The following is a 14,790-nucleotide window of genomic DNA, read 5'->3' as shown; positions in this document are numbered from 1 at the left end:
CAACAATCCCTTAACCTCAGTCCATTTATGCCCATTTACGATATTGTCGTACTTAAAGATAATATGGACCTTGTGGATTTTTCTTTCATCCATGAAGAATTACAGAATAACTATTGCCTTGATAATGGTCGTAATGCCGCGCCTCCGATTCGTATGTTTAAATATTTATTGCTCAGGTCGATCTTTGATCTATCCGATGTGGATGTCGTAGAACGTTCCAAGTATGACATGTCCTTGAAATACTTTTTAGATATAACGCCGGAAGATGAAGTCATCAATCCTAGTTCGCTTACGAAGTTTCGCAAACTTCGTTTGTGAACTTCTCGACATGCTAATTCAAAAAAATCGCTCATTTGGTATGACCTCCAGTTATTAAATCAATTGATGGTAAGTATTTATTAATTTATAATCAAGTTGGATGATGAGGGCTGTGCCCAATCCTTCTTTCTCGGCCTCTCCCCTACACTGAAGATTGGTTTTATTCGAATTACGAGGTGAATTTTATGAACGGCAAGAAAGTTATAATTATTCTTCTGTCCATCTCTTTACTGGGTGTGGTTACTTACTTCGGAATAGCTTATGGATTACTATGGTTTATCTTTAATGGTTGATCACTAAAATTATTCGGTTTGCAAAATATGGTATAATTTTGTCGTTTCCACAGTTTGTACTTTGGTTATATTTCCGCATATGATTTATTGATTCAAGGGCATTCACGATCTATTCGCCCTCCTTGGGTGCTGGGGTATCTGGGTAAAGGATGTCAAGCGTCTGTAAGGATCATAATCATCATTGCTACACTGCTATGCTGGAATTTTTCGAACCTTTTCTCGATTGCCTCTTTCAGTCGTTGTTCCCCTCCCTCTGCTGCTATTGCCACTCCGTAATTGTTCATTGCAAGCATTCTACATTCGTCAGGAGACTGCCTCAACTGTTCATAGGTCATGGGTGTTTTTTGAGTTTTTCCTAACTCATTCATCTCTTATATCCTCCTTGTGTAGATAGAGAGGGTTAACTCTCTAACCCTCTTTTACGGCTTGAGCTTGTTCGGTCGATTCGGGGGCCTGTGGCAAATATTCAACCCTAAATCCTCTGATTTTCTCTATCTTCCATGGAACGCCATCGACTTCCATCCGTCCATTTATGAAATATTTATCAATTTCGAAACACTTTTAAGTTTGCTCATGTATCCTCTCACCCCTTAATAGATTGGTATTGTGGTGTATCTTCGTACTGGGCAGTAAATACTTTAATTAGAACCTTTTTTTTGAAATTTGTTATAATAAAATAAAAACTTATTAATGAGGTGTTATCTTGCAATATTATTTTTTAATACCGTTGGCATTTGTTTGGGCAATTCCCTTGGTTTTACTATTAAAAGGTAGTTATGGAACCAAAGACAAAGTTACAGATAAAACTGCTAGCATAGAGAAAAAACTTGATAGAATAATAGAATTGCTTGAAAAAGATAAGGGTGTATAATCACTTTTATCTTTTTTTATGTCGCAGTATGCGTCTACTGCTTTTCTACTTGGTATGCCTGTAGTGTCATATATGCCGCCTCATGGTGTACCTTTAACTGTGTCATGACTCCTTAACTCCTTCTACAACCTCGGCTCAAGTAAAGACCACATCTGCCCCCTCAAGGTCTACATCTACTATTTCAGCGTCCAGTGACAGTCTAAGCATTTCTACAACCAAATGATTCGGGATATATACTTTATCTATTGGTATCAGTCCCTTCCTTATTTAACTTTTGCTCAACTTCGGCGTTTTGTTGTGACTCTTCTAGAGCAGCCAGTAACTCAACAGCCATAGGGCCAGTAAGAAATCCGACTTAACCGAATACCTTCTTGATCTTTTCAATCCGTTCTGGTGTCACGCTCCTTCACCTTCCTAAACAAGAGTGCCGCAGTTATGGCAGAATTCATACTCTGTACCGTCTTCCTGAAAATCTGTTATAAAGCCGTATTCAAATCCACATTTAGTGCATGGCTTGCGTTTTTCTTGGCTCATAATGCTTATGCCTCCCTATGGTATAATTCAGGAATTTACATGTGGTGATAATTCGAGCGTCCGCTCATTCAGCGCCGCATCTGCTGCATACCAAGTCCCCGCCGCAATCTGTCGGTGGCATAGAGTTATCGCAATACTTACATTCAGAGTGCATCGTGTATCTCTCCTTATGGGCTATACCCAATTAATGGCTTAGGCTTATTTTGAAAATGGGTTACTGCCCAGTACATTGGCTAGGCATCAGCATAGGATGACGTATAACCAATTGGGAGGTAATATGTTGAACTATCCAATGAATCAAATGAACTCAATGCATCAAATGCACCAAATGCCACAATCCATCGTGGTATACCCTGTTGATCCGTATGTTGTAGAAACCTTAAAATCCGTTATTGGAAAACAAGTCGTGTTAGAAACTACTCGTGGTGGAATCAGCGGATGCGTAGTTGATGTCAAACCAGACCATGTTGTGTTAGATGCTAGAGGCAGAAAGTTCTTTGTCCGGATATGTGAGATTGTTTGGATCATGCCTGAGTAATTTACGATTATGAGGAGCTGTGAAAACAGCTCTTTTTTGCATGTCTTGTTGCCTTGCAGTTATCTGTTCTTTCTTCCCGATCCATTCCACCTTTATAACGTTGTTATATGAATTTTCTAATCTTCAGATCGGCCATTTGCTTGAAAAGATCCCTATGCAGCATAGCCATTAAGAGCATCAAACCATAAGTATTCACCATGCCGTTCCCGAAACACATCAATCCTATATTGCAGTATTTTCAACCACGAGGCCAAACGTGATGGGCTGTTGTTCCCGGCTCTGATAAGCATTGCTGGCAGATACCATGCGTTTCTTTTATCAATTCTTTTACTATGTTTGGCGAAAACTCTGCTCGTGGCATTTTGTGGGCACTTAATAAATGCAATGAAAAAATGCTAAATTGCCCACACAAAAAAACCCTCAACGCCAAAGGCGTCAAGGGTTTAAAAGTCCTAGTAAAGAGTCATGTATTGCGCTCTTTCCCACTCGTGAACTTGTGTGCGATAGATATCCCATTCGATTTCTTTTAGCTCGTAGAAGTGAGCCAAAGCATGTTCGCCGAGAGCTTCGGTAATCACATGACTGCGGATCATTTCGCTAAGTGCTTCTTTCAAATCGGATGGCAAGCTTGGAATGCCTTCTTCGATACGCTCTTCTTCAGACATCACATAGATGTTACGGTCAATCGGAGCTGGAAGATCAAGCTTACGTTTAATTCCGTCTAGACCTGCTTTCAACATAACAGCAAGTGCAAGGTATGGGTTAGCTGCTGGGTCCGGGTTACGAACTTCAACACGTGTGCTAAGACCTCTAGAAGCCGGGATACGAATCATTGGGCTACGGTTACTTGCAGACCATGCTACGTAGCAAGGTGCTTCATAACCAGGAACAAGGCGTTTGTATGAGTTCACTGTTGGGTTAGTAATTGCTGCAAAAGCACGAGCGTGCTTCAAAATACCAGCCATGTAGTAACGTGCAGTTTTGCTCAGACCCAGCTTGTCGCTTTCGTCGTAGAACATGTTTTCTTTGCCTTTAAACAAGGATTGGTGAGCGTGCATACCCGATCCGTTGATACCGAACAATGGTTTAGGCATAAAAGTTGCATGCAGGCCGTGTTGACGGGCTACCGTCTTCACGACGAGCTTGAAGGTTTGAATTTGGTCAGCAGCAGTAATCGCGTCAGCATATTTAAAGTCAATCTCATGCTGGCCGGAAGCTACTTCATGGTGGGAAGCTTCGATTTCAAAGCCCATTTCTTCAAGGGTCAAGACGATTTCACGACGACAATTTTCCCCTAAATCTGTTGGCGCTAAATCGAAATAACCACCTTGGTCATTCAATTCCGTTGTAGGATTGCCTCTTTCGTCTGTCTTGAATAGGAAGAATTCAGGTTCTGGTCCAACATTCATAGCTGTGAAACCCATTTCTTCCGCTTCCTTCAGACAACGTTTGAGGATACCACGCGGGTCTCCGGCAAAAGGTGTACCATCTGGCATGTAGACGTCACAAATCAGACGAGCTACACGACTATCTGTCACCCAAGGGAAGATTACCCATGTATCTAGGTCAGGGAAGAGATACATATCAGATTCTTCAATCCGTACGTAACCTTCGATGGAAGAACCATCAAACATCATTTTGTTATCAAGTGCTTTTTCCAATTGGCTAACTGGAATCTCAACATTCTTGATAGTACCTAATAGATCCGTAAATTGCAGACGAATAAAACGAACATTCTCTTCCTTGGCAATGCGTAAAATATCCTCTTTAGAAAAGCTCATGTGATCCTCTCCCTTTCGAACTTCTATATATTATTATTTATTAAAAAACCGGGATAACTCACCTTGAATTAGAGACACTTGTCCCGGTCTTTTACCGGAAACTAGTTCTTGCTTCAGCATTCGGTGAAGCTGGGAATCGGATAACTCTCTACGTCTAACCTCTGTATCAGGGGTAATAACAGTAGCTTCCTCGGATTCCTTAGAGACAGGATTCATTACTTGCTTAATGCCAGCAATATTAACACCCTTCTCAATCAGAGCTTTAATTTCTAATAGGCGCTCAACATCATTAAATGAGAACAAACGCTGATTCCCCGACGTACGTGCTGGTACGATCAGACTGTGCTGCTCATAATAACGAATTTGTCTCGCGGACAAATCTGTCAGCTTCATTACAATTCCAATAGGAAATAGTGCCATATTTCTGCGGATTTCATCACCCATGACTCATCCAACCTTCCAATGATCTTTTTCTGATCTCATTGTACATTTCCTAATACAGCGTGTCAATGGTATGTGAGATATTCTTACAGCAATTTTCTTTCACGCATAGTTTGAAGTGCCATCAAAACGCCATATTTAACATGTGAATAGGTTAATCCACCTTGCATATAGCCAATATAAGGAGCTCGTATAGGCGCATCTGCAGATAACTCCAAGCTTCCACCTTGTATAAACGTACCTGCAGCCATAATAACAGGATGTTCATAACCTGGCATATCCCATGGCTCTGGTACCACATGGCTGTCCACAGCCGCAGCGCGTTGTATGCCCTGAACAAAGGCAATTAAGTGTTCTGGTCCATCAAAGGAAACCGCCTGAATCAAATCTGTACGAGGCTCATTCCACGCTGGCTTTGTCTCAAAACCGCAACGCTGAAATACGGATGCAGCAAAAACACTCCCTTTTAAAGCTTGTCCGACAGTGTGCGGAGCCATAAACAACCCTTGATAAAGCCCTCGAATTGTTCCTAACATAGCCCCTACTTCACCACCTATGCCAGGAGCAGTTAATCGATAAGCTGCCAGTTCCACGAGATCCTGTCGGCCACAGATATAACCGCCCGTCTCAGCAATGCCTCCACCTGGATTCTTAATTAAGGAGCCAGCCACTAGATCTGCACCAACTTGAGGTGGCTCAAGCTCCTCAGTAAACTCACCATAACAATTGTCTACGAAGACAATCACTTCCGGTTTTAATACCTTTACCTTCGAAGTCATTTCACCAATTTCAGCTACCGTGAAAGAAGCACGCCAATCATATCCTCGAGATCTTTGGATACCAATCACTTTAGTATTTTCGTTAATAGCGAGAGCTACCTCATCCCAATCGATCTTACCATCTGCTGTAAGAGCGACCTCTCGATAAGTAATTCCGAAATCTGCGAGAGAACCTGTCCCATCCCCTAGGTGACCAATCACCTTATGTAAGGTATCGTACGGACGTCCTGTGATGTATAGCAGCTCATCTCCTGGACGCAGTACTCCAAACAGGGCTGTTGATATGGTATGTGTTCCTGAAGCGAAATGCGGGCGCACCAGAGCAGATTCCGCACCAAAAACGTCAGCATAGACAAGATCCAGCACTTCACGGCCACGGTCATTATACGCATACCCCGTTGAACCGGCAAAGTGAAAATCACTGACTTGATGACGCTGGAATGCTTCTATAACCTTCCACTGATTCTTATCTACAATACGATCAAGGGCTTTGACAGCGCCTTCTATTTCAACTTCTGCGGCCTCTGCCGCGCTCAAAATATCCTCTGCAAAAACTACCATTCGTTCTTATTCGCTCCTTACATTTACTTGCCATCATAATGACAGAAAGCGGCAGTAAACTGACGCTTTCTAGATTAGCTATTATTTTATACCTATAAACGAAGCATTTCACTTTAGGAATGACTGACAAGATTACTGCTGGTCTACAAAATCAGCAAGCATGTAACCCCATTTTTCATAATCCTCTTTATTAAGACGAACGTTATAGAGCACATCGTTCTCATCATAAGTTGTTTCCAAAACCTCTCCCACCCTGTAGAGCAAGGAAGAAATATCTCCTCGGTCTCCGGGAATGCGGAAATTGAGTGTGTCGCCAGCCAGTTCATCGGCGATCATTTCGGTAATTCGAGTTAAATCTTCAGAATTAAATGCACTGATCTTCAAGTACCCTGTACCTGTAGGCAACATTTCCAGTTGCTCAGGCTGACATAGATCAATTTTATTAAAAAGCACGATTTGCGGAGTACCAGATGCACCTAGATCCTGCAAGATGGATTGGACAATCTCCATCTGCTCCTCACGCATTGGCGAAGAGGCATCCACCACATGTAGCACCAGATTGGCCTCATTCACTTCCTCCAGCGTTGCACGGAAAGATGCGACAAGATCATGCGGAAGATTCTGAATGAAGCCTACAGTATCCGTAAGCACAACTTCTTTACCACCTGCTAGCTCAAGTACACGAGAAGTAGGGTCCAGTGTGGCAAACAACTGGTTTTCAATATAGACATCCGCATCGGTTAGTTGCTTAAGCAGCGTTGATTTCCCTGCATTCGTATACCCAACAAGTGCGACTTGCACCGCTCCTGCCTTGCGGCGACGCTCCCGATGCAGCTCACGAGTCTTAACAACCTCATCCAGCTGGCGTTTCAGCTCTGTAATCCGATCACGAATATGTCGGCGATCGGTTTCCAGTTTACTTTCACCCGGCCCCCTGGTACCAATTCCTCCACCTAGTCTGGATAAGTTCTTCCCCTGGCCGGAAAGCCGAGGTAACAGATAGGACAATTGTGCCAGCTCTACCTGAATAATTCCTTCTCGCGTCTTCGCACGCCCCGCAAAAATATCCAGAATAAGCTGCGTCCGGTCAATAATCTTAAGATCCAGAGCCTCCTCAAGGTTCCGTACTTGGGCTCCGGACAATTCTTGATCAAAGATAGCTGTATTAGCGCCGAGAGCATCTGCAGCCATCCGTAGCTCTTCTACTTTACCTTTACCAATAAACCATCTAGAATCAGGCGTTTCCTTGTTTTGACGCAGCACATCCAGAACTTCAACTCCAGCCGTTTCAGCTAATTGTACTAATTCCTGTAGTGAAAGCTCCGGATCAATTCCGGTTCTTTTAATTTTATCTGTGACGAGACTTACCAATATCGCCCGATCTTGTACATCTGTTTCCGTATCATGCGTAGTTATTGCCATGTATGTCATGCTCCTTATGACGGTGATAGTATCCTGTAGTTCATAATTTGAAATCCTCAGTTCGAAGCGTCATTAATTCCTGCTTGCCAGGGCTGGTACTTTCATACTGGTTTAACAGTCTTACAGCCTGACCCCGAACAGCTTTCTCAATGGCGTTGCGAACATACCGCGCATTACTGAAAGCATGAAGACTCTCCGTCTTCTCTACTAACAAATGCTGCTTTAATTTGAGTATCGCCTGTGGCATCAAAATATAGTCGCGATCTTTAGCCATCAGTTCAGCAATTTGCAGCAGTTGATCGATCGTATAATCAGGAAATTCCACCTGTATCGGAAACCGTGAAGGCAATCCGGGATTGCTCATCAAAAAATACTCCATCTCTCCAGAGTACCCTGCTAAGATAAGTATAAATTGACTGCGATGATCCTCCATGGCCTTGACGAGCGTATCAATCGCTTCTTTTCCAAAATCCTTTTCTCCACCGCGAGCAAGGCTATAAGCCTCATCGATAAACAAAATACCGCCCAAAGCCTTTTTTACCAGGTCGCGAGTCTTCTGTGCAGTATGACCGATGTATTCTCCTACAAGGTCGGCTCTTTCCACCTCAATGAGATGTCCTTTGGTCAGTACACCCATACGCTGGAACAGCTTAGCTACGATTCTAGCCACGGTTGTCTTGCCAGTTCCGGGATTCCCTTTAAAAACCATGTGATAAGCTTGCCCGCCGCTTGCAAGGCCTGCCTCAGTTCGCATTTGAGCAATCTGTAACAAGGCGTAGATTTCAAAGACTAGCTCTTTGATATTGTCCAGACCCACTAAACCTTCCAATTCTTGCGTTAACTCTTGGAACAGGCTAGTGTGGCCGTGATTTTTGGGAGGTACCGGCCGACTCTCTCCAGAAGGGTTAGTTATAGCCGGAGGCTCTTGGCTCCGCAATACAATATTGATTTGTCGGGACGGTCTTTCTTCCTCCCGTCCACTGGCCGCTGCTACGCGTCCGCTCATCGGTATCACCTCATTATCCAGGGCTGACTTCTCTAATCAAGTCTATTCCAGTAAATGAAGTGTTATTAGAAGATTCGGGATTTTTTGGACAAATCACAGGAATAGCTGCTGAAGCTTCCATTTCGTATAGGCAAGAACCTCACGTGTTTTATGTCTTGTCATCGATAGAACGGTGGATTCTGTAAGTCCCAGCTCAGAATTCACAAATCCAAGCTCGTCAGCAATTTCATGAGCCCGCCACCCATGATAAGTATGCGTAATGATTATTGCCGAAGACAAACCCTCACGTCCCATAATCTCTTTACTAAACAAAAGATTCTCGTAAGTGCTGGTAGCTTCATTTTCTACGTAAATGGCGCTATCTGGCACGCCTTTAGCAACCAAATAATTACGCATTCCTTGAGCTTCGGTGTATTGTAAATCAGGTTTATCTAAACCACCAGATACAATAAGATGCGGGAACATTCCTTCTTGAAAAAGCTTCAGCCCGTAATCCAGCCGTTCCTTCAGACCAGGGCTAGGCTCATCCCCCCACATCGACATGCCAAGAATGATCCCAACATCCGCCTTTTGCATAGGATCTGTCGTGGCAGCTTTGTTTATATTGTTTAACGCATAAGCACACCACAACAATCCAGCAATTACAATAAACGCTAAAGCAACAAACAACGTTCGTTTAGTCCAGAATTTTCGTTTTTTGGAAACAATCCGAATCGGGGAAGAACCTCTTCCGTAGACGTACCATTCCATTTCTTTATTTCCTCCTGAATTCTCCATGATGAAATAATTCGGCACGATGCTTCAAAGATAGAGAGAAATAAGGGAAAGCATGAGCATCGATGCCGCGTAAAATAGTATTGGCTGTCTCCCAGGCGAGTTTATAATCACTTTCGGAAATATCTTCCCTCTCCAGCGCTTCCTCTAATTCATCCTCATCAAGCAAGAACACCTCGCCGTTCCAAAGCACAACCACATCCAGATACAAATCATCAAACCATGGAACGCCTTGGTCTGTGACACCTTGAACCTTACAGGTGTCTATGTACCATTGAATGATATTTTGCCGTTCGTCGAACATAGCCGTCACAATATAGTGACTGTCTTTGGGGAAATATTGCAGCCAGGAATAACCTTTATCCGCAATACGATATGTATGCCGTCCATAGCTCTTCCACAGTGGTTCTTTCAGCCCGTAGATGGTATAAAGCGTAATATATCCGCTGAATTCCCGGCTCTCCACATAGCGGCAGGCAAAATGGCGACGCGTAATCCGGCGCCAGTTGGCCCGGTCTCCGAATTTACGTTTCATAGAAATTACCCTCTCCAGTATGGTTTCTTCAGCTTACCACATTTAGAGGATACACTCAAAACATCCCGCAAAATACAGCAAATTTTTATCACTGATCATAATAGAAACATATGGAGTTATAAAAAAGAAGCTGTCCCATAAGTAGCATTCACTACTTTTGAGACAGCCTCAGGAAAAGAAAAGCTAACTTCATAAATTCAAAGCGTCACTATTGAACAGAAGTATCACCATTCACATTACTAGCCTCTTGATCAGGGCTTTGTGTTGCATTACCACTGTCATTCCCCGAACTTCCGCCTCCAGAAGGTACATCTGGCGGAGCGGTAGGTATCGGTGTTGCTGACGGTGGAGGCGTAGTGAACTCAGGCAAGGTTCCTGTTCCACCATTATTCCCGCTTCCATCGTTACCACCACCATTATTACCACCATTGCCATTATCCCAGCCATTATCTCCACCATTCTCAGGGGTTGGTGTCGGAAGATTAGGATCAATGGTTGGCTCAGGTGTTGGCATCTCATCCTGCACAGCGACAGTTACCACATTCGATGGTTCACTTTCTACTTGGGTTGCAGGATCGTAGGAAGTAACATAATACTCGTAAACCAGACCAGGCATAGCACTAAAGTCTCCTGCACTAGTCGTGACCGTATTTAACAGTAAACCGAAATCAGCCTCGGATGTCTCCCTACGATAAATACGATATTCTACACCTGCAACAGGAACTGCCTGCCAGCTTAGATTTACTGTCATCGTAGATGGATCATAAGCTGCAGTAAGTCCACTAACATTCTTAGCTGGCTCAGGTGTTTCTGTAGGTGCAGGAGGGATTTCATTGTCCGGCTGTGGGAAGGACTTCTTAGGAACATCCCTTAACGCTTCCTCCATCACCTTACCCCAGAATGCTGCGGCAAGCCCACTGCTATTCTTAAGCAGATGTTTCTTGCTTGGCTTGTCATAACCCATCCACACCGCAGCTGTCCATTCAGGTGTGTAGCCCACAAACCAAACATCACGGTTTGAGCTGATTCCAGAATATCCACTTTGAGTCGTACCAGTCTTACCAGCAACTGGACGATCAATCCTAGCTTTTCTGCCCGTACCACTCTCTACAACCTTTTGCATCATCTCGGTCATTTGATAAGCCGTCTCCTGACTCATAACACGCTCAGGTGAAATATTTGCTTTGAAGACGGTCTCTCCACTACTATCAGTGATCGATTTAATGGAATACGATTCTCGAAGTTCACCGCCATTTGCAAAAGCACTGTAGGCTTGTGCCATTTCCAGTGTATTCGTTCCTTTGCTCATGCCACCGAGAGCCAATGAGAGGTTCTTGTCCTCATCTTCCAGTCCAATCCCCAATTTCTTAGCAAACTTAAATCCGGTATTCACTCCAATTTCATTAAGCAACCAGACCGAAGGAATATTCTCTGATTTCTGTATAGCATCACTCATACTGATACTCTTGGAATATCCGTGAAGGTTAGTTGGACAGTAGTTAGAAAAACACTGCTTCTCGTTGCTTAACGTAGAATACATGTCGTACTTTCCAGTTTCCAGTGCTGGAGCATAAGCAACGATTGGTTTAAAGGCTGAACCTGGAGAACGTCGGCTGCCATTTACACGGCTGTAGCCTTTTTTCTCATAATTCCGTCCACCTAGAAGTGCGACAATGCCGCCATTCTCCTGATTCACGATGGTCATAGAACCTTGTACCAGCTCATCGTCTACACTCTTCTCGAAGTTATCACTGTCTGCAAAAGCATCCTCTACGGTTTCTTGAGCGTGCTTATCCATGGTAGTGTAAATCTTGTAACCACCAATATTCAGATCATCTTCGGATAGTCCAAACTTTTCTTCTGCTTCTTCCACTGCGAAGTCAATAAAAGCTTGATAACGCTGTTTCTTTTCAGGTGGCTTATAATTATAATCCACGGCTTGTGCTTCGTCTCTCTCTTGCTCCGTAATATAACCTTGTTCATTCATAAGCTGAAGTACTACTGCGCGTCGTTCCTTTGAAAGCTCTGGATTACGCAGAGGGTTATAACGCGACGGCCCCTTAGGCATCGCAGCCAATGTCGCAATTTCCCAAACCTTCAGATCATTCAGATTACTCTTACCAAAATATCTTTCCGATGCTGCTTTAATTCCGTAGACCGTACCCCCAAAGTTTATTCGGTTCAGGTACATCGTAATGATCTCTTCTTTAGATTTCTGGTTCTCCAATGCTACAGCAATGGACACCTCAGTGGCTTTACGGAAAAATGTTTTATCCCGTGTCAAAAAGATGTTTTTGGCCAACTGCTGAGTAATGGTACTACCACCTTCTACCATGCTGCGTGCAGCAATATCTTTTACCGCTGCCCGGCCGATTGACCATAAATCCACACCAGAATGCTCAAAGAAGCGTTTATCTTCTGTAGCCACAAAGGCATTGATCAATAACGGTGGAATCTTCTCATACTCTACAGGATCACTTTTCTCAAGCGATAATTCACCGATTAAATTAGCATTGCGGTCATATACTTTTGTCGTTTCATTAACAGTTAGCTTATCTTGGTTCTCTAGGAGTAGTTTTTGCCCATTCAGCATAATGAACAGATAACCGCCAAGCGCACAGAAAATGGCCAAAGCTGTAGCAAAGAACAAGCTCCACAGCACACGCTTTTTAGTCAAAAACTTCTTTTTCTTCTTACTTTTCGGTTTTGGTTTTGAATTGGAACTGGACGATCCTCTATTTCTATTGTTGTTCGTCCTTGATGTATCATCTCTAGACATGATGCCTCCTGACTCCCTTCCTTGAATAAATCATGTATGGACTTCTCTGAATGAAAAGAACAACCTTCTCAGGTTGCTCTCTCACACTCTATTCAAACGATTTATTAACAAGAAAGGTTTCACTTCAATTTTGTTAATGTTATTCTTCGTTACTATTGTCCTGCATAAGCGACACACTGCGCTGTGGTGTAAAGGTGGAAATCGCGTGCTTATACACCATTTGCTGGCGTCCATCACTGTCAATAACGATTGTAAAATTGTCGAATGCTTTAATAATTCCCCGGATTTGAAAGCCGTTGGTCAAATATACTGTAGCAGGGATATTTTCTTTGCGTAGTTGGTTCAAGAATGTATCTTGGATGTTAATGGACTTGTTCATATGACGTACCCCCAATGGTTCAATTATATTGTTCAGAAGTATATTCAAGACCTGAGAGAAACTTTCCTGCTATTATAGCACGTATTTTCGAGAAATTCTCAGAAAAGTTTTGCTCACCTTCGACATCGATCCACTCGATTTCCTTCATGTGGCGAAACCATGACAACTGTCTTTTGGCGAATCGGCGAGTATCGCGTTTAAGCAGTATCACAGCCTCCTCAAGCGTCAGTTCCCCTGCGAGGTAAGCGGCAATTTCCTTGTAGCCCAATCCCTGCATGGACACAAGGCTTCTGCTGTAGCCGTTTTCCAGCAGTCCCTTCACCTCAGCAACAAGACCATCCGCAAGCATGCTATCAATTCGGTCCTCAATACGTTTATATAGTATTTTCCGGTCCATTGTCAAACCGATAAGGCATAAGTCATAGGGCGACTCCTTCTTTTGAGCTGCATGAGAAGCGGAAAGTGTGGTATTTGTCTGGTGATGAATTTCCAGTGCCCGTATAATTCTCCGACGGTCATTCGGATGCAATTTCGCTGCACTGACCGGATCAACGGCTTCAAGTCTGGCATGCAGTGCAAGCGCTCCATGTTCTTCTGCAAATTGATCCTGTTCTTTCCGGAAAGCTTCGTCAGCCACAGCTTCAGAGAATTGAAAACCGTAACACAAGGACTCAATATAGAGACCCGTTCCACCAACAATAAATGGAAGTTTCCCACGACTGCTTATCTCCTCGATAAGTCTGCTCCCTTGTTCCTGAAATTCAGCAGCAGAATATGGGTCCTGTGGATCATGAATGTCGATTAGGTGGTGAGGAATTCCCATCATCTCAGCTGGAGTAATCTTAGCTGTACCAATATCCATACCACGATAAACATGCATCGAATCGCCAGAAATAATCTCTGCGTTATATGCAGCCGCAAACTCCAAACTTAACCTGGTTTTACCTACAGCTGTTGGTCCTAGTAAGACTAGAACCTTATGTCTCTCTTTAGTTGTCAATGTGTATCACCCCGTACGATGTTTTGGAGTTGCTCCGGAGCAGCTCTGTAAAGCCCAGCCTCTCGAATTCGCCGCTCAGAGCCTTTTCTTTCAAAAGAACAGTTTTACGAGCAACTCTCACTGCCTCAGCTACACTCTCTGGTGATAACGCTGCACGATTAGCAAACTGCCGCAACGGGGAAATCGAAGCTGAACCAGTCAGTGGCACGCGGAACATCGGATCGAAGTACACAATATCTATACTTCGATCCGGTTGCGCACGTAAGTAGTCTAAATGTTCACTATGCACGACATTAATTCTACGCAAGGCCTCATTTACCCTTACTTGTCCAGAGGTATAGTGCCGCATCCCTTCATAGAGCAGCGCGTACAGCGGCAATGAGCTCTCCAGAGCGGTTATCACCGAGGACTCCCCCCCATGCACAGCAAACAGCAAGGAATCAGCGCCTAGACCCGCTGTACAATCTAGTACGCTATCTCCGGGAAGCATTCGAGCAGCGACAAGCATCGGTTCTATATCACCCTTCAGAATCCGTTTCGCACGAACGAAACCCATGCTTGGGTGAAACTCCATTGGCTCCATCCCTAAACGGTGTAAACGAACGGCTTCTTGAGAAATAATTAGTATATCCTCATCTCCGTAATGTTCCACCATCTTGGGTATGGAGAATTTCTCGCGTGGAGCGTATTTACAGCCCGTTCTCTCTGCGAGATGCTGAGCTCGCTCTACAATTTCCATTATCGGGCTATAACCCGTAGTTATAATCATGTTGCCTCCA

General features: G+C 43.8%; 14 protein-coding genes and 1 pseudogene. 3 read left to right on the top strand and 12 right to left on the bottom strand.

Annotated features, from left to right (window positions below):
- A pseudogene (locus tag CA600_RS03395) lies at positions 1-315 on the top strand (transposase); the annotation flags it as partial.
- A gap of 448 nt (positions 316-763) precedes the next feature.
- Here the strand turns inward: CA600_RS03395 and CA600_RS03390 are convergent.
- Complete coding sequence (locus CA600_RS03390; protein WP_094868917.1) at positions 764-979, bottom strand: hypothetical protein; 216 nt, start codon at positions 977-979, stop codon at positions 764-766.
- 335 nt (positions 980-1,314) lie between these two features.
- On the opposite strand from CA600_RS03390, the gene CA600_RS30790 reads away from it, so the two are divergent.
- Both CA600_RS30790 and CA600_RS03385 read left to right on the top strand, forming a co-directional pair.
- Entirely contained in the window at positions 1,315-1,482 is a 168-nt protein-coding gene (locus tag CA600_RS30790; protein ID WP_256989703.1) for a DUF4083 family protein, read from the top strand.
- Positions 1,483-2,293: 811 nt separating this feature from the next.
- A complete protein-coding gene (locus tag CA600_RS03385; protein WP_094868916.1) occupies positions 2,294-2,554 on the top strand; it encodes a DUF2642 domain-containing protein in 261 nt (86 codons plus the stop codon).
- A gap of 452 nt (positions 2,555-3,006) precedes the next feature.
- Here CA600_RS03385 and glnA read toward each other — a convergent pair whose 3' ends face one another.
- The 11 genes from glnA to CA600_RS03330 all read right to left on the bottom strand — a co-directional run bounded on the left by glnA (position 3,007) and on the right by CA600_RS03330 (position 14,780).
- The gene (gene glnA, locus CA600_RS03380; RefSeq protein ID WP_042128352.1) at positions 3,007-4,335 is read right to left on the bottom strand and encodes a type I glutamate--ammonia ligase; all 1,329 of its coding nucleotides are present in this window, start codon (positions 4,333-4,335) and stop codon (positions 3,007-3,009) included.
- Between the two features lie 33 nt (positions 4,336-4,368).
- Positions 4,369-4,779 (bottom strand): MerR family transcriptional regulator, encoded by a 411-nt coding sequence (locus CA600_RS03375; RefSeq protein ID WP_042128355.1) that lies wholly within the window; start codon positions 4,777-4,779, stop codon positions 4,369-4,371.
- Positions 4,780-4,862: 83 nt separating this feature from the next.
- Positions 4,863-6,116, bottom strand: coding sequence for a methionine gamma-lyase family protein (locus CA600_RS03370; RefSeq protein ID WP_094868915.1), 1,254 nt, complete (start codon positions 6,114-6,116; stop codon positions 4,863-4,865).
- 132 nt (positions 6,117-6,248) lie between these two features.
- A complete protein-coding gene (gene hflX, locus CA600_RS03365) occupies positions 6,249-7,538 on the bottom strand; it encodes a GTPase HflX (protein WP_094868914.1) in 1,290 nt (429 codons plus the stop codon).
- 40 nt (positions 7,539-7,578) lie between these two features.
- A complete protein-coding gene (locus CA600_RS03360; protein WP_042188887.1) occupies positions 7,579-8,544 on the bottom strand; it encodes an AAA family ATPase in 966 nt (321 codons plus the stop codon).
- A 93-nt stretch (positions 8,545-8,637) separates the two neighbouring features.
- Positions 8,638-9,294 carry a YdcF family protein gene (locus tag CA600_RS03355; protein ID WP_094868913.1) on the bottom strand — a complete coding sequence of 219 codons (657 nt, stop codon included), beginning with the start codon at positions 9,292-9,294 and terminating at the stop codon, positions 8,638-8,640.
- A 4-nt stretch (positions 9,295-9,298) separates the two neighbouring features.
- Positions 9,299-9,853 (bottom strand): DUF402 domain-containing protein, encoded by a 555-nt coding sequence (locus tag CA600_RS03350; protein ID WP_042128364.1) that lies wholly within the window; start codon positions 9,851-9,853, stop codon positions 9,299-9,301.
- Between the two features lie 208 nt (positions 9,854-10,061).
- The gene (locus tag CA600_RS03345; RefSeq protein WP_094868912.1) at positions 10,062-12,632 is read right to left on the bottom strand and encodes a transglycosylase domain-containing protein; all 2,571 of its coding nucleotides are present in this window, start codon (positions 12,630-12,632) and stop codon (positions 10,062-10,064) included.
- Positions 12,633-12,771: 139 nt separating this feature from the next.
- Entirely contained in the window at positions 12,772-13,011 is a 240-nt protein-coding gene (hfq, locus tag CA600_RS03340; protein ID WP_042128368.1) for an RNA chaperone Hfq, read from the bottom strand.
- A 19-nt stretch (positions 13,012-13,030) separates the two neighbouring features.
- The gene (miaA, locus tag CA600_RS03335; RefSeq protein WP_094868911.1) at positions 13,031-14,011 is read right to left on the bottom strand and encodes a tRNA (adenosine(37)-N6)-dimethylallyltransferase MiaA; all 981 of its coding nucleotides are present in this window, start codon (positions 14,009-14,011) and stop codon (positions 13,031-13,033) included.
- Positions 14,001-14,780, bottom strand: a complete 780-nt coding sequence (locus tag CA600_RS03330; RefSeq protein ID WP_094868910.1) for a class I SAM-dependent methyltransferase — start codon at positions 14,778-14,780, stop codon at positions 14,001-14,003. The genes miaA and CA600_RS03330 overlap by 11 nt, the downstream gene beginning before the upstream one ends.
- Positions 14,781-14,790: the final 10 nt, after the last annotated feature.

It is taken from the genome of Paenibacillus sp. VTT E-133280 (assembly GCF_002264385.1).
Lineage (GTDB): Bacteria > Bacillota > Bacilli > Paenibacillales > Paenibacillaceae > Paenibacillus_AQ > Paenibacillus_AQ nitricinens.
The sequence above is the reverse complement of the archived record's forward strand: the minus strand, read 5'-3'. Positions and strand labels throughout refer to the sequence as shown.

Bases quoted from the DNA above. Each gene is read 5' to 3' on its own strand.
- CA600_RS03355 (WP_094868913.1), bottom strand. From the start codon at position 9,294: ATGGAATGGTACGTCTACGGAAGAGGTTCTTCCCCGATTCGGATTGTT.
- glnA (WP_042128352.1), bottom strand. From the start codon at position 4,335: ATGAGCTTTTCTAAAGAGGATATTTTACGCATTGCCAAGGAAGAGAAT.
- CA600_RS03350 (WP_042128364.1), bottom strand. From the start codon at position 9,853: ATGAAACGTAAATTCGGAGACCGGGCCAACTGGCGCCGGATTACGCGT.
- CA600_RS03345 (WP_094868912.1), bottom strand. From the start codon at position 12,632: ATGTCTAGAGATGATACATCAAGGACGAACAACAATAGAAATAGAGGA.
- CA600_RS03360 (WP_042188887.1), bottom strand. From the start codon at position 8,544: ATGAGCGGACGCGTAGCAGCGGCCAGTGGACGGGAGGAAGAAAGACCG.
- CA600_RS03385 (WP_094868916.1), top strand. From the start codon at position 2,294: ATGTTGAACTATCCAATGAATCAAATGAACTCAATGCATCAAATGCAC.
- CA600_RS03370 (WP_094868915.1), bottom strand. From the start codon at position 6,116: ATGGTAGTTTTTGCAGAGGATATTTTGAGCGCGGCAGAGGCCGCAGAA.
- CA600_RS03375 (WP_042128355.1), bottom strand. From the start codon at position 4,779: ATGGGTGATGAAATCCGCAGAAATATGGCACTATTTCCTATTGGAATT.
- CA600_RS03390 (WP_094868917.1), bottom strand. From the start codon at position 979: ATGAATGAGTTAGGAAAAACTCAAAAAACACCCATGACCTATGAACAG.
- hfq (WP_042128368.1), bottom strand. From the start codon at position 13,011: ATGAACAAGTCCATTAACATCCAAGATACATTCTTGAACCAACTACGC.
- CA600_RS03330 (WP_094868910.1), bottom strand. From the start codon at position 14,780: ATGATTATAACTACGGGTTATAGCCCGATAATGGAAATTGTAGAGCGA.
- hflX (WP_094868914.1), bottom strand. From the start codon at position 7,538: ATGGCAATAACTACGCATGATACGGAAACAGATGTACAAGATCGGGCG.